The organism is Hamadaea sp. NPDC050747, from assembly GCF_040654195.1.
GTDB lineage: Bacteria > Actinomycetota > Actinomycetes > Mycobacteriales > Micromonosporaceae > Hamadaea.
On sequence record NZ_JBFAHM010000008.1, the window covers coordinates 199095 to 214111 of the forward strand.

Below are 15017 nucleotides of genomic sequence, written 5' to 3' on the forward strand. Positions count from 1 at the left end.
GGTAATCTACTGCCTGGCCGTGGTGATCTAGGGGTGCAGATGGTTCGATGGTGAGCGGCAAGCTCATCGAAATCCGGACGGGGAGGATTCATGGCCAGGCGTACGCTTCTGCGCGTCGCTGTCACCGCAGCGCTCGTACTTACGTCCACAGTGGTGCTTCGAGCGCCGGCCGCCGAGGCGGCTGCCGTCAATCCGGTCGTCGTCTGGGACGCCAACGCCCAGCAGGCCATCTGGGACGTCGCCCAGCAACAGCCGAACGAACAGGCCCGCAGCTTCGCGATGGTGCACGGGGCCGTCTACGACGCGGTGAACGCCATCGCAGGGAAGCCGTACCAGCCGTATCTCGTCGCACCGGCCGCCGACGGCACGGAGTCGGCCGAAGCGGCGGTGGCGACCGCTGCGTACCAGATGCTCCTCTCGTTGTTCCCTGCGCAGCAGGCCCGCCTGCTGGCGCAGTACGACGACGCCTTGGCCGCGATTCCCGACGGTGCCGCGAAGCAAGGCGGCATCTCGGTGGGTACGCAGGCCGCGGCCGCGATGATCGCGGATCGGCAGAACGACGGCGCGTTCGGTGCTCAGACGTGGATCGTCGGCACGCAGCCCGGCCGGTGGCGGCCGACGCCCCCGACGTACGCCTCGGCCGGCGCGTGGACCGGGCACGTCAAGCCGTTCCTCCTGCCCAGCGCGTCGATGTTCCGTACCTCCGGGCCGCCCGTGCTCACCAGCGCGGCCTACGCTCGCGACGTCAACGAGGTGAAGCGGATCGGCGGGGCCACCAGCACCGTGCGCACGGCCGACCAGACCGAGGCCGCGATCTGGTGGCACGACCGGCATCTCGCCGAGTGGGAGATCAAGCGCCAGATCGCCGTCGGCCAAGGGCTGAGCACCTTGCAGGCCGCGCGCATGTTCGCCATGGTCGACATGACCGAGGCCGACGCGCTGATCGCCTGCTACAACGAGAAGGAGTACTGGAGCTTCTGGCGGCCGGTGACCGCGATTCAGCTCGCCGACACCGACGGCAACCCGGCGACCGTGGGCGACCCGACCTGGATGCCGCTGCTGGTCACGCCGGCGTTCCCCGAGTACACGTCCGGCCACACCTGCTTCACCTCGGCCTCGATGACGACGCTCGCGTACTTCTTCCACCGCGACGACATCCCCTTCAGCGCCTACAGCCCGGCGGCCGATGCGACCCGGCACTACGGCAGCTTCTCGCAGGCGTTGGCCGAGGTCGTCGAGGCGCGTGTCTGGGGCGGCGTCCACTTCCGGTCCGCCGACAACCAGGGTGTGCGGATCGGCCTGTCGGTGTTCGCGTACATGGCGGCGGGGCGGTACTTCAAGCCGCGCAGGTGAGCGCGGCGGGATCAGTCGTCCGTGGCTGGCGTGATGATCACTGCTAGCGCTGTGCGGTGAACAGACGATCGAGGTGATACGTCAGAATCGCCTCGGCCGCCTGGCCGTCGCGTTGGCCGCCGAGCACGCTGGAGCCGAGCCCGTTGGTGAGCGCCAGCAGCCCGGCGGCGATCGTCGGAGCGTCCAGGTCCCGATCGACCTCGCCCTGCTCTTGGGCACTCTGCAGGTGCCGGGTCAGGAACCGTTCCAGCGCGTCCGGATAAGTGCCGCCGTGCTCGGCGCCCAACGCCGGCTCCGCGAGGACGAGCGTGTAGTAGGCCGCGTAGGTTCGCGTCAGCCGGCGACCCTCGTCGTCGGTGGGCAGGATCGCCAGCAGCGTTCCGTAGACCGTCGATTGTGGAGTGGGCGGCAGACCCCGAGCGCGGATGTGCCGTTCGACCCGGGCCGACAGCTGCTCGCCCAGGTACGCCATCGCCCCGAGCAAAAGCTCGGTCTTGCTGTGGAAGTAGTACTGCACGAGGCGCAGCGACACGCCTGCCTCGGCGGCCACCTCACGCATGCTCGCCGCCTGAAGTCCTCGGGAGGCCGCGATACGCAGCAGCGCCTCGCCGATCTCGCGACGGCGTACGTCGTGGTCCACTCGCTTCGGCATCCGATCAGCCTACCTTCGTGATACAGTCGTATCATCAAAACTAGGGAGGCGCGCCATGGGAATCAGCACCTTCACCGGTGATCACGCCCGCGACAAGTTCCTCTCGGCATACGAGCAGGCGATGGAGCGCTGCTGGCCGGCCGGCTGGACCGTGGCCGACGTCCCCACGACGTTCGGTCCGACGCGGGTTCACCAGTACGGACCGGCTGGCGGCATACCCGTGGTGTTGCTGCCGGGCGCGGGCGGCAACTCTCTGATGTGGCACCGATACGTGGCGGACCTCGGACGCGATCGCCAGGTGCTGGCCGTGGACCCGGTGGGCGAGCCGGGCGGCTCACATCAGGACAGGTCCATCGAGAACTCCAGCGACATCACCGACTGGCTGAGCGAAGTGTTCGCCGAGGTGGGCGTCACACAGGCGCACCTGATCGGCTGCTCCTACGGTGGCTGGACCGCGCTGCAGCTCGCGTTGCGCCATCCGGAGCGCGTGGCGACGATGACGCTGCTGGACCCGGCCGGCTTCGGAAAAGTCGGCAGCCGGTTCCTCGCCTGGGTGATCCTGGGCGGACTGGCCGGCTTGACCCCGAGACCCGTACGCCACCGAGCCGCCCGGTGGCTGCGGAACGCGACGCTGCTCGACGACGACCTCATGGGGCTGGCTCGCGCGACGATGGGGTTCCGGCGACGGCTGCCCGTCCCGCCCGCGTTGACCGACGACGAACTGCGAGGTTGTTCCACGCCCGCGCTCGTTCTGCTGGGCGAGCGCAGCCAGCTCTATGACGCGGCCTCGGTCGCGCGGCGGCTGCAGGCGCTGAGCGACTTCTCCGTGGAGATCGTGCCGGACACGGGGCACGACCTGCCGGTAAGCCATCCTTCGCTGGTTGTGGAGCGCGCCCTGGGCCTCGTGACGCTTTCCTCCACCGGCACGCCCTGACACGCTCCCCGCTTGGCGCTCCCCGCGTGGCGCTCCCCGCGTGGCGCTCCCCGCGTGGCGTGATCATTGCGTCAGCCATGCTGTTTCAACGGACAATTCGCCGCGCGAAGCAGCATGGCTGACGCGATGATCAAGAGGATAGCTGCTCGGCGAGGAAAGCGCGCTCTGCCTCGTTCGTGGTGAGCGCCAGGGCCTGGGTGTAGGCATCCCGAGCCTCGGCCTCGCGGCCGAGCCGCCGCAGCAGGTCGGCCTTGACCGCGGGCAGGTAGTGGTACCCGGGCAGGTCCAGCTGGGAGATCTCGGCGAGCGCGACCTCCGGCCCGGCGACCATGGCCAGCGGCACTGCCCGGTTCAGCGCCACGACCGGCGAGGGCCAGATCTCCAGCAATTTGTCGTAGAGCTGCACGATCTGCGGCCAATCGGTCTCCGCGTACGATGGTGCTTCGGCGTACAAGGCGGCGATCGCGGCCTGCAGCACATAGCGTCCGATACGTCCTGCGCGGAGCCCGGCCACGATCAGCTCGTGCGCCTCGGCCATCGCGGCGCGATCCCACAATGCGCGATCCTGGTCCGGCAGGCGGATCAGACGGCCCGCCGCATCCACGCGGGTCGCTCGCCGGGCATCGGTGACCAGCAGCAATGCGAGCAGGCCGGCCACCTCGGGCTCGTCGGGCATCAGCTCGCGCAGCATCCGCGCGAGGTGCAGCGCGCGATCCACGAGGTCCGTGCGGACCAGCTCCGCGCCCGACGGCGCGGTGTGCCCGGTCGTGAACAGCAGGTGGATGACCGCGAGCACGCCCCGCAGGCGATCGGGCAATTCAGCCCCATGTGGTACGCGATAAGGAATGCGAGCGCCCGAGATCTTCTTCTTCGCGCGCGTGATCCGGGCCGCCATCGTCGGTTCCGAGACGAGGAAGGCGCGCGCCACGTCCGGCGTGGGGATGCCGCAGACCAGCCGCAGAGTCAACGCCACCTGGGCCTCTTGCGCGAGGGCCGGGTGGCAACAGGTGAAGATGAGCCGCAGTCGTTCGTCGGGCACTTCGTCGTCGTGGTCTTCGGCCGGCAGATTGTCCATCACGGTGTCCTCGACGGTCTCCTCGGACGCCGCCAGCAGCGGAAGCTTCGACCGCAGGGTGCGTTCCCGCCGGATCGCGTCCAGCGCTCGCCGCCGGGCCGTGGTCGTCAGCCACGCCTCCGGATTGGCCGGGACGCCGTCGCGGGCCCAGCTCTCCAGCGCTGCGGCGTACGCCTCCTGCACGCACTCCTCGGCCAGGTCCAGGTCGTTCGTCAACCGCGCCGTCGCGGCGAGCACGAGTGCCCAGCCGCGACGGTGTGCCTCGGCGACCGCCTCCTCGATCACCGACGCTCGACCGGCCCGCCGCCGGCGACCGGGCGTACCTCGACGCCGCCGCCGAGTTGGCAGGCCGGGTTGAGCTTGGCGATCGCCAGCGCCGCGTCGAGATCGGGCGCCTCGAGGATGTAGAAACCGGCGACGATCTCCTTCGCCTCGACGAACGGGCCGTCGGTGATCGCGTCGCCGCGTACCGAGGTTGCGAGCTCCCTCGGGGTCAGGGCGTACGCCGCCAGCAGAGCACCGGAGCGCTCCAGCTCCTCGGCGTGCCGGTCGTGCGGCGCGGTGTCCTGCGGGGTCGAGTCCGGCCCGTGGGCGGAGTCACCGGCGTAGATGAGAACTGCGTACTGAGCCATGATGGGTGCCTTCCTGCTCGGCTGTCGATCGGTACGCCTATACGTCGAACAGGCTCCGCGAAATCGACAGGCGGCCGGGCAGATTCTTCCCGGAATGTCGCCACCTTGCGAGCTCGTGTGCTCAGTATCCCGCGACCTGCGAGTAAGCGGGACTGTCGGCCGCGCGAATCGGGTCCTTGTGCCCTGCCGCGACCGTGGCGTCCGCTGCAGGCTGATCGCCGAACAGCGTCGGGCGAGCGGGAGGTCCACATGTCGGGGTCGGTCACCACGTCGGCGGTGCGCGTCGACGGCCTCGTCACCGGCGACGAGCGAGACTGCGCCGAGGCGATGATCGGTGCGGTGCTGGCCCACCACGCCGGCGTGACGGACCACGCGCGGCTCCGGGTGACCGGCGGCCGATGCGCGGGCGGACCCGGACTGGTCCAGGTGAACCTGCGGGTTCATGGCGCGCCGGCGCGCATACAGGTGCCGGGGCGGACGATCGTCGAGGCGATCTCCGCTGCGGCCGCGCGGCTGGATCGCCAGGTTCATCGGTTGGCGACGGCGTGGGAGCAGTGGCCGTGGCCCGATCCCGAGCGGCGCGCGCTCGGCCTGCCGGGTGGTGGGTCGGTCGCCCGGGTCAAGAATGTCCGGCTGCACATCGGAAGGCCATGCCAGGCGGCATCGACGCTGAGCGCGATGGACTACGACGTCTACCTCTACACCGATGCGGAGACCGGCGAGGACGCGGTCGTGTACCGGTCGGGGCCGACCGGCTTGTGCTTGGCGCGGCAGCGGACGATGCGGCCGCCGTCGCTGCCGTCGGCGTTGCCGCTGACGGTCAATCCTCGCAAGACATCCGTGATGACGGTCGGACAGGCTGCGGCCCGGCTGGCTGACGGCTGGCTGCCCTTCGTGTTCTACACCGACCAGGAGACTGGGCGAGGCAACCTGCTCTATCGGCGCTACGACGGGCAGCTGGGACTCGTCGCGCCGATCGGGAGCGTGTAGTCGCCCCAGCCGCAGAATGCCATTAACGGATCTCGCGTGGTCAGCGAGAATCATTGACGGTGAAGATTCTTCATGATTCGATGTGGGCCCCCGTCCCCATTGGAGATGTCTCTGTGTCAATCCTTCGCCGGGCGGCGTTGGCCGCCGCACTTCTCCTCGCCACCTTGCCGGCCCGCGCAATGGCCGCGCCCGCCCTCGAACTCGACGCCCTGCCCACCGCCGCTGTCGTGATGGGCGACAGCTTCGTCAGCGGCGAAGGCGCGGGCAACTACTCCAACGTCGTCGACGTCAACGGTGTGTCCCAAGGCTTCCCCGGCTGGTCGGCCGCCAACTCGAACGCCTACTTCTGCCACCGGTCGCCGAACGCGTCGATCTTCCAGGCCGCGCTGCCCGGCATCCAGACCCGCTTCAACCTGGCCTGCTCGGGTGGTCGCCCGTACGACATCACCAGCGCGTCGGCCACCCGCGACAAGGGCCGCTCGGTCGCCTCGCAGATCGACCAGGTCCGCGCGGTCGCGCAGAACAACGACATCGACCTCATCCTCATCGGACTCGGCTCGAACAACAGCTCGTTCAGCTTCGGCGACGTCGCCAGCAAGTGCGCCAACCGGTTCATCGCCGACGCGTGGACCGGCTGGTGGGAGTTCTGGGCGTACATCAACGGGCCGATCGAGCAGGACCCGTGCACCTCCGACGATCTGGCCACCGCCGCCCAGGTGACCAGCGCCACCGCCGAGACGATCACCGCGCTGCGGCAACTGCTGACCGTGCTCGACCAGGTGGACGCCGACCATCAGCACCGGATCGTGCTGCAGGACTACACCAACCCGCTGCCCTTCGACGTGATGCCGAGCCTGATCAGTGCGGACGGCCGCGAGGACGACCGGGACAAGTTCCGCGAACTGGGCGCCGCCCGCTATGCGGCCGGCTGCCCGATCCACCGCGCCAGCCTCGGCCCGGGCCACCAGTTCTCGGCGAACCTCGGCACCATCGTCAAGACCGCCTACACGACGCTCGCGGCCGAGTTCCCGGCCGACGACCTGGTCTACCTGAACGTCCAGCAGGCCTTCGACGGAGCGCGGCTCTGCGAGGTCTCCACCAACCCGGCCACGGCGTTGGCCACGCCGGTACGCGTACAGGACGGGCCGACCGGTGTGCCGATCACCAGCCTGTCCGGCAAGGACAAGCTCGACATCAAGCGGTACGCCGACACGTGCATCACGTACTTCCAGACGTGCCAGGAGTCGTGGCACCCGAACGTGGCCGGCCACGCCGTCCTCGGTCAGTGCCTTGCGGGGGCCTACTCCGCGACCGCGCACTCGGTGAAGTGCGTACGCCAGGCCAACGGCACGATCGTCGTGTCGGCGGCCTGACGACGTGTCCCGCGATCCCGCCGGGCTAGGCCTCGACGGGATCGCGGGCGTCGAGGATCTCGTCCCGGCCTCGACTGGGTCGCGGTCAGCCCTTCGGGGAACTTCGACGTCGCCGGCGAGCCCGTCGGGGCGTACCAGATCAAGCCGGGCGACCTGACCGCGAGCATCACGTATCCCGATCTCGCGCGGGCGCTGATCGACGAGGCCGAGCGAGACCAGTTCCGCCGTACGCACATCGGCGTGGCCGGCCGCCCGGCCGACCTGCCGTGGATCAGGAGGTCGAGCCGGCGCTGATCGGACGGCGCCGGACGACCGCCCTACGGGAGGGCCTCCTCGGCGGCGGTGGTCGACCATTCCGCGAGCAGCACGGTGGCGTCGTCGGCCGGCGGTCCATGGTGATGTTCCATGACGGCGCGGGTGAGCAGACGGGCGATCTCCGGGCTCGTCTGCCCGGCGGCGATCAGCTCCTGGGCGGTGCCGACCAGCCGTTCGACGCCGAAGAGTGTGCCGTCGGCGGCGCGGCTCTCCACGATGCCGTCCGTGTAGAGCAGCAGCCGGTCACCGGGGAACAGCTGGTGCTCGGCCGACTCGACCTGGTCCGGGATCCCCAGCGGCGGACGCCGGGCGGCGGTGAGCGGCACCGCGCCGCCGGACGCGGGGAGCACGACCGGCTCGGGATGCCCGCAACTGACATAGCGAAGGACCCCGGTGACCAGATTGAGATCGGCTAGGACGCCGGTGACGTACTGGCTGTTGGTGAACTCCTCGGCCAGCTGGGCGTCCGCCTGCTCGGTCATCTCGCCGAATCCGCCGCCGTTGCGGCGAGCCGCCCGGATCGCGGACAACGCGACCGCGACGCTCAGCCCCGCCGTCATGCCGTGCCCGGCTCCGTCGAGCACCACGATGCGGGCGAGGTCGCCGTCGACCGCGTAGTCGAAGCAGTCGCCGCCAACCGCGTACGCGGGCTGCATGGCGGCGGCGAGCACGAGCCGATCACTGGTGAACGTCGAGGGTGGCAGCAGTTGCCTTAGCAACACCGAGGCCATCGTCATCGCCTGACTGCTGCGTACGCGGTGCAGCCGGTCGCCGTAGGGCATCTTGGCGGCGACCAGGTGCCCGAGGAGATGGGCGAACTGGATGTCGGGCTCCTCGCCCTCGAAGACGCCCGACTCCGGTTCCGCCGCGACCCGCAGGACGCCGAGCCGTTCGGTGCTGTCCACGAGCGGCACCCACAGCAGACCCGGGTCGGACGGGTCGGCGACGACCTTGCCCACCCGGTACGCCTCCCCGGCCGTGCTGTGCTGGACCGGCTGCTCGTCGCCGGTCGCCGTAGCGGTGAGTTCGCGCAGGGTCTCCTGTTCATAGTCGACCAGGTAGATCCGAACGTCCTTGGCGAGCTGGGCGGTCACCGCCCGCACCAAATGCGGCAGCTCGTCCGGCTGACTCAGGTTCACCTCTTTGAGCAGGTCGACTATGGCGGCGTGCCACTGCTCGGCGCGTGACTCCAACATCCGTCCCGCCTCCCTGGGAAAGAGGGCCGTCTTACCCAGGACCGCCGCTCCGCATGCCACCGGACCTGCGCCGGCACGAAACGCCCGGGTCAGGCCGGGATGTGGATCGTGGTGATCCACGGGGGCGGCTCGGGCGCGCCCTCGCCGATGACGCCCGCGATCACCCGAGTGCGGACGAGCTGCTCGTCCGGCCAGGGTGTGTAACCGTCAGAGAGGACGATCACGAACGCGGGCGGATCGGGGACCGCGATGGCGGCGTCGATTCCGATGCGCATGTCGGTGCCCCCGCCGCCGGCGAGCACCACTTCGCCGACGGTGCTGACCCGGCGCGCCACGTGCACCGCCGCGTCGCAGGACAACACGGTGACCCGGTTGCCGCCGATCCCCACCGCCCGCAGGACGCCGCCGATCTCGGCCAGCGCCGTCGCGAGTGCCTCGGAGTCCATGGAGCCGGAGGTGTCGACGACCACGGCGACTCGGGGCACCGGCTGCCGCAGGCGGGGGAGCACGACCCCGCGCAGCGCGGCCGACCGGCGGGACGGCCGCTGATACGTGTAGTCGACCGCGCCCGCCGCCCACGCCGCGGCTTCCCGGATCGCACCGGTCAACGCCCGCCGCCAGTCGACCACCGGCTCCAGTACGCCGTCGGCCCACCGCACCCAGCCGTCGGGAACCGAGCCCCGGCCACGGGCGGCCTGCCGGATCGCGGCGGCAGTGGACCGGCGCAACGCCTGGGATTCGACGTCGCTGACCGATCCGGCGTCGCTGCCGGGCAGGTCCCACGGGCGGGCGACGCCGTGCGCGGCCGACCCGCAGTCATGCGAATGAATGTGGGCGGGCAACAGCGGCAGGTACTGTTCGAAGAGCAGCCCGGTCGGCAGCCCCAGCCGGGCCGGGTCCACACGCTCCTCCGGCAGCGGTTGGCCGTCGGCGAGCAGATCGTCGTTGATCTCGGCGTCCTGCGCGACGTTGACCCGATGGTGATCCCGCCGTTGCCCCGGCGGCAGCAGACTCGCCCGGCCGTGATGATCCCGCAGCAGGTGCGCGACCTCGTGCAGCCAGACGGCGGCGAGCTGGGCGACCGGCAGCCGGTCGACGAACTCCGCCGACACGTAGCAGCGCCAATGCCTGTCGACGGCCATCGTCGGCACCGTCTGCGACTCCACCACGGTCAGGCTGTAGAGGGCACTGGCCAGGTAGGGCCGATCGGTGGCCGCCCGGAACCGGGCCGCGAGCAGCTTCGTGCGGTCCAGCTTGCGGTCCGGCTCGGACTCGGTCATCAGGCCAGGCGGCCCGACAGGCGCAGCACGTCCACGAACGCGTCCACCGTGGCGGGCACCGGCCAGTCCGTGTCGCGCAAGGCGGCCAGGTCCATCGCCGCCCGCGCGGCCACGTCGGGCACTCCCGCCTTCACCGCCTGCGCCAGCACCACCCAGGCCGCTTCCCAGCGCATACGCGTGGTGGTGCCTTGAACGGCCGAGACGACGGCGGTGAGGCAGGCCAGTTGGCGGTCGCCTCGGTCGGGCAGCACGAAGGCGTCCGGGTTGGCCAGCACCCGCTCGGGATCAGGCAGGTCCAGTTCGGACAGATACGTCGTGAACTCCAGCCCGGGGCCGTCGCCGATCGCCCCGCAGACCGCGAGGGCGAGCGCGTCGGCCGAGGCGTTCGCGCAGTGGTGCACGGCCAGCAGCCGGAGCACCATCTCCCAGGTGCGCGGGGACGGCCACGCGCCGCCGCGACCCTCCGCGTCGGTGGGCAGATGATGGGCCAGACCGGGCCGGGCGGTCAGGAAACCGGCGACCGTGCCCCTCGCCTTGGCGATCGCCGTCCCGGTACGCGACGCGTCCACCAGCGGCACTTCGATAGCGGGCCACGTCCCGGCCAATCCGCGGGCGACGACCGCGGCGTCGTGTGTCCACTGAAGATGGACGAACCGGTTCGCCAGCGGCGGGCTCAGATGCCAGCCGTCGGCGGCGCTGGCCGGTGGATTCGCCGCGGCGACGATGCGGGTCGCGGCGGGCAGCTCGAGGCTGCCGACGTGCCGTTCCAGCACCACGCGCAGCAGAGCGGCCTGCACAGCCGGCGGCGCCGACGACAACTCGTCGAAGAACACCAGGCCGCCGCCGCGCCGGGCGACGCGTACCGCCCAGTCGGGTGGCGCCATCGGCACCCCCGTGGTCGCCGGATCGTCGCCGACGATCGGGAGCCCGGCGAAGTCGCTCGGCTCATGGACGCTGGCGATGACCGTCTCCAGTGGCGTACCCAGGCTGTCCGCCAGGTGCCGCAGCGTCGCGGACTTGCCGATGCCCGGCTCGCCCCACAGCAACACCGGCAGATTCGCCGTCACCGCCAGGGCGAGCGCCTCCACCTTCGGATCCCGCACCGGCTCCGTACGCCAGGCGCGTACCGCGTCGAGCAGCGCGTCGGCCGCGCCGAGCACATCGGTCATCGGTACATGCTCGCAATCGCGCGTACATCCTCGGGGATCTCGATCGTGTCGCGGCCCGGAAGCTCCGCGGCGACCTGGCGCCGCATGCGCCGCGGGACACCACCACGTAGCCCGAGGTACGCGAGGGTCGGATGGTTCTCGGCCGCCGCGACCAGCAGCCGCGCTCCGCGCCCGCCTATCCCGGTACGCCGCAGGTCGAGCCGCCGCAGGGTGGCGGCGGGCAACGCCTCCGCGAGGGCGGCCGCACCGGCGTCGCCGACCTCGTTCGGCACCGCGAGCAGGGCGCGTTCGGACGGTGGCCGGCCCAGATCCAGCACCCGCCAAGCGCTCAGGTGCCCCGCGAGCGCCGCAGCGCCGGCCGGGGTGAGCCCGTTGCCGCCCAAGCCCATCGTCATCGGGAGGCCGTCGGCTGCCTCCGCGAGAGTCCGCGCTCCGGCGTCGCCGAGGTGGTTGCAGGCGAGATACAGCTCGTGAATCCCGGCGTCGCGGACGAGAGCGGCCAGCAGAGGCGCGGCGTCGGCCGTCAGCCCGTTGCCGCCCAGGAACAGCCGATCCAGCTGGACGGACCGCTGGACGAGCGTCGCCGTCAGGTGCCGCAGCCCGTCGACGCTCAGGCCCACGTTGACCAGGTCCAGCGTACGCAGCGTCGTGTTGACCGCCAGCGCCGAGCAGATGCGGGCGACGCCCTCGTCCCCGATCGGATTGCGTTTGAGCCACAGCGCCCGCACGGTGTCGTCGGTGGCGAGCCGATCGGCCAGTGGTGCGACCGCGTCGGCGTCGATCCGGTTGCAGCCAAGGTACAACGTGCGCAGATGATGGCCGGGTCGCAGGGCGTCGGCCACCGCCTGAGCCCCCTGCGCGCCGAGATTGTTGGTCCCCAGCAGGAGATGACGGACGACCCCGGATCCGGCGGCCGCCTCCGCGAGCCGTGCGGCCAGCACTGGTCCGACGCCTTGCTTGCACAGGTCGAGGCGACCGTCGGGCTGGATCGTCCCGCGCGGGAACACCTCGACCGCGGTCGCCCCGGACGGCCGGCCCAGCCGGTCGAGCAGCGCGACGAAGTCGCCGGGGTCGGCCAGCTGCCGAGTCGGGTCGGTGATGACCGGGCAGCGCACCGGCGTCGGTGTGCCTTCGGCTTCCATGCACGAACCCCTTCGCTTCGTGGGCGGCCCGCTCAGTGGGAGACGGGACCGGCCGGATTCGCACCGGCGTCTTCACCATGAGCAGTGGTGCGCGACGACTTCTGCGCTACGGCCCCGCCTCGCGCGAAAGTGTAGATCAGCCGCGGCCCTGCTTGGGGAGCATGTCGCGGACCCAGCCGCTGCCCCGCCACGTCGCCGTGTAGGAATCCGCGCCGTGAACCGTCTCGATCGACGGGTCCGCCCCGCGATCGAGCAGCGCCTGAATGAACTCCCGGCGTGCGCCGCCCATGATGGCCAGGTAGAGCGGCGTACGCCCAGTGCGGTCCTGCGCGTCGACCGGCAGCCCGGCGGCGTCGAGCAGCGGCAGCAGTCGGTCGTGGTCGACCAGCATCGCCAGGTGCAGCAGGGACCAGCCGGCCGGGTCGCGCATCAGTGGATCGATCGCCCCCGTACGCAGCCCGCCGACGAGCCAGTCGGTGTCACCGGCGAGTGCGCGTTCGCGTACCACCCTGGCCTGCCGGGCCAGCGCCTTCGGCAGCCGACCCGCGCCGGTGAGCCACGTCTGGCGTACCGCGAAGCACCCGGCCGACGCGCCGCCGAGCGATCGCAGCACCGATTCGCGCTGCACCTCCTCGTCGGAGTGGTCGTGCAGCCGCAACGCTCCACTTTCGACGGAGACGAGGTGCCACCCGCCCCGGCAGCGGACGCGTACCGGATCGGGCTCGCCGACGCGAGACGCGGTCATCACATTCGAAGGGGCGGTCGTCACATTCGAAGGAGTGGCGAGATTCGGCAGCGCTGCGCGTACCAGAGGGTGAAGGTCCTCCGGTGTCAGCAGGCCGGCGTCGAGCAGGGCGAGATCGGCCGGGACCGGCTGCACGACCACGCTCGGCACCTCGTAGAGGTCGTAGAACTCCGCCGCAGCGCCCGTGATGGTGTCGTCGTCGACGGTGAACATCAGCGGGGACGAGTGCAGCGCGCCGACCTTCTCCACGCCGAACGCGCGGGCGACGTCCAGCACCTCGCGGGCCACGCCGATCGGACACGTGGGCAGCGTCGGACGCGGCTGTAACCCCTCGTCCGACTCGATCGCGATCCCACAGTGTTGCCACGCTTCGGCGTACGCCCCCACCGCGAGCAGCCGGTAGATCTCCGGGGTGGCCGGGTCGCCGACTCCCCACGCGGCGGCCAGCTCACCGCTGCGACGCACATCCCAGGTGTAGCGGGGCATCACGACCCAGCGCTCGAACTCCAGATCCTCGAAGGACCCCACGGACAACTTCAGCCGCTGCGGGCCGAACGGAGCCAGCGGCGTCGACACCCGAAGGTGCGGTCCCTGGGTCGCGTTCTCCTCCGGCGGGAGAACGAGCGTCTGCCGGGCCAGCACAGTCGTCATCCCGGCCCGGTGCCGGGGCAGATGCCACCACAGCAGGTCCGGCGCGAGATGACTCAGATCGGCTTCCAACGCGGCCGACGCCTCCGCGCCGAACTTCTGGCGTACGGCGTCGAGGTCGATGTCGACGTCGATCCGGGCCGCCGCCGCGGCCGCCCGCCAGTCGCCGGCCTCGCGGGCCGCCGTCGCCGCCGAGATGAGCTCCGGCGACACCGTGAGCGACCGGATGCGGCGCCACTGCGGCAGATCGTCACGCAGGGACGCGATCACGGCCGAGCCCACCCTTTCCGGACTTGAGGTGGCAGACCGGCCGGATTCGAACCGGCGTCCTCCAATTTCGCGAAGTGGCGCGACGACCTCTGCGCTACAGCCTGCCGCGCGGGAGCATACCTCAGTGGACACGGGACCCGATCGTCGCGACCGCCGCCCGCTCGGCCAACAGGAATGCCATCACCAGACTGATCACCCCACCGGCTACCAGCGCGACCACCACACTCGTCGCGTACCCGCTGAAGCTTTGACCGGCCGGTGCCCACCGATCGCCGGCCATGATCCCGGGCAGGTCGAGGACACTCGCGCCGAGCATGCCCCCGGCGCCGAGCCACGCCGCCGCCAGCGGGACCACGAACGGCCGCGCACCCCGCCGATGCACCGCCACGAGCACACCGCCCGCGGCGAGCAGGAATTGCGCTGCGCTGACGGCGTCCTGCAGGCGCAGGAACGCCGAACGCCCGCCCGGCAGCAGGCCCGGACCGAGGTCCAGCAGCCAGGCCAGCCGCACCAGGGCCAGGCCTGCCGCCAGGCAAGCCGCACCCCAGGCCAGCGGCACCTGCACGCCGAAAGTCGCCCCGCGCGGCGAGGTGATCGGTCCGCGGAGCACCGGCCCGAAGCGGCGGTACGCCTCCCGCGTCCACGCGACGGCAAGGGCGATGCCCAGCACGATGAAGCTGCCGTAGACGACGCCGTAGACCCAAGGTCGCAGCGTCGGATCGGTCGAGGCGGACTGCGTCGCCGACGGTTCCCACCAGCCCGCCGCCCAGAAGATGCCCGCCAGCGGGATCACCACCACGAACGGGGCGAGCAGTCCGACACCGACCCACATGGGCACCCCGACCATCCAGGCCGGCAGGCGGCGCCCCCAAGGCCGGACGGCGGCCAGCCCGGCGAGCAGCCCCACGACGCCGATCGCGCCGGTCACCACATTGTCGGTACGCCACTGGGCGCTGGTCACCGAGCCGAAATCGGCCACGCCGACCGGCCACCCCGCGATCCAGAGCGCTTTGAGACCTATATAGACAGTCGCCGCCGTGGCGGCCACGTAACCGGCATACTTCGTCATGCGCCCCTCCGTCTCCTGGCGTTTCGTCCATTCGACGCCGCCGGGAGCGCGGCTGTGACATGGGGATCTCGTCGTGTGCCGTACGTCCCTGCGCTTCAGGGAACGAGATGCGCCCACCCGTCCGGTGGCGCGGCGACGATCCGCAGGGCGCCGAACCGGCGGCTCACTGCGGTC

The 15017-nt window shown here is 71.1% G+C and carries 13 protein-coding genes and 2 tRNA genes; 4 read left to right on the forward strand and 11 right to left on the reverse strand.

Translation table 11 applies throughout. The features are described 5' to 3' along the window. The first annotated feature begins 90 nt into the window (after positions 1-90). Positions 91-1353, forward strand: a complete 1263-nt coding sequence (locus tag AB0H43_RS20675) for a vanadium-dependent haloperoxidase (protein ID WP_360001265.1) — start codon at positions 91-93, stop codon at positions 1351-1353. 43 nt (positions 1354-1396) lie between these two features. Here AB0H43_RS20675 and AB0H43_RS20680 read toward each other — a convergent pair whose 3' ends face one another. Then, on the reverse strand, positions 1397-2005 hold the full coding sequence (locus AB0H43_RS20680) for a TetR/AcrR family transcriptional regulator (protein ID WP_360001267.1): 609 nt from the start codon (positions 2003-2005) through the stop codon (positions 1397-1399). A 55-nt stretch (positions 2006-2060) separates the two neighbouring features. Between AB0H43_RS20680 and AB0H43_RS20685 the strand changes: the two genes are divergently transcribed. Further along, entirely contained in the window at positions 2061-2939 is an 879-nt protein-coding gene (locus tag AB0H43_RS20685; protein WP_360001269.1) for an alpha/beta hydrolase, read from the forward strand. 130 nt (positions 2940-3069) lie between these two features. On the opposite strand, the gene AB0H43_RS20690 is transcribed toward AB0H43_RS20685, so the two are convergent. Together AB0H43_RS20690 and AB0H43_RS20695 are read right to left on the reverse strand one after the other, a co-directional pair. Continuing rightward, positions 3070-4251 carry a sigma-70 family RNA polymerase sigma factor gene (locus AB0H43_RS20690; protein ID WP_360001680.1) on the reverse strand — a complete coding sequence of 394 codons (1182 nt, stop codon included), beginning with the start codon at positions 4249-4251 and terminating at the stop codon, positions 3070-3072. Positions 4252-4295: 44 nt separating this feature from the next. Then, positions 4296-4646: a YciI family protein gene (locus tag AB0H43_RS20695; RefSeq protein ID WP_360001271.1), complete on the reverse strand. Its 351-nt coding sequence runs from the start codon at positions 4644-4646 to the stop codon at positions 4296-4298. Between the two features lie 249 nt (positions 4647-4895). Here AB0H43_RS20695 and AB0H43_RS20700 point away from each other — a divergent pair, with 249 nt between their 5' ends. Beyond that, entirely contained in the window at positions 4896-5636 is a 741-nt protein-coding gene (locus AB0H43_RS20700; RefSeq protein WP_360001273.1) for a sigma 54 modulation/S30EA ribosomal C-terminal domain-containing protein, read from the forward strand. Between the two features lie 113 nt (positions 5637-5749). After that, positions 5750-7009, forward strand: coding sequence for a hypothetical protein (locus AB0H43_RS20705; protein WP_360001275.1), 1260 nt, complete (start codon positions 5750-5752; stop codon positions 7007-7009). A 317-nt stretch (positions 7010-7326) separates the two neighbouring features. On the opposite strand, the gene AB0H43_RS20710 is transcribed toward AB0H43_RS20705, so the two are convergent. The 8 genes from AB0H43_RS20710 to AB0H43_RS20745 form a co-directional block, all read right to left on the reverse strand. Next, positions 7327-8520: a PP2C family protein-serine/threonine phosphatase gene (locus tag AB0H43_RS20710; protein WP_360001277.1), complete on the reverse strand. Its 1194-nt coding sequence runs from the start codon at positions 8518-8520 to the stop codon at positions 7327-7329. Positions 8521-8609: 89 nt separating this feature from the next. Further along, the gene (locus AB0H43_RS20715) at positions 8610-9800 is read right to left on the reverse strand and encodes a VWA-like domain-containing protein (RefSeq protein WP_360001279.1); all 1191 of its coding nucleotides are present in this window, start codon (positions 9798-9800) and stop codon (positions 8610-8612) included. Beyond that, a complete protein-coding gene (locus tag AB0H43_RS20720) occupies positions 9800-10969 on the reverse strand; it encodes an AAA family ATPase (protein ID WP_360001281.1) in 1170 nt (389 codons plus the stop codon). The genes AB0H43_RS20715 and AB0H43_RS20720 overlap by 1 nt, the downstream gene beginning before the upstream one ends. Beyond that, positions 10966-12111: a gala protein gene (locus AB0H43_RS20725; RefSeq protein WP_360001283.1), complete on the reverse strand. Its 1146-nt coding sequence runs from the start codon at positions 12109-12111 to the stop codon at positions 10966-10968. Before AB0H43_RS20725 ends, AB0H43_RS20720 begins: the two co-directional genes overlap by 4 nt. Positions 12112-12154: 43 nt before the next feature. After that, positions 12155-12227: transfer RNA gene (locus AB0H43_RS20730), tRNA-Ser, on the reverse strand. A gap of 20 nt (positions 12228-12247) precedes the next feature. Further along, positions 12248-13774 (reverse strand): ankyrin repeat domain-containing protein, encoded by a 1527-nt coding sequence (locus AB0H43_RS20735; protein WP_360001285.1) that lies wholly within the window; start codon positions 13772-13774, stop codon positions 12248-12250. Between the two features lie 30 nt (positions 13775-13804). Next, a tRNA-Arg gene (locus AB0H43_RS20740) sits at positions 13805-13879 on the reverse strand. 16 nt (positions 13880-13895) lie between these two features. Further along, complete coding sequence (locus AB0H43_RS20745; protein ID WP_360001287.1) at positions 13896-14843, reverse strand: hypothetical protein; 948 nt, start codon at positions 14841-14843, stop codon at positions 13896-13898. Positions 14844-15017: the final 174 nt, after the last annotated feature.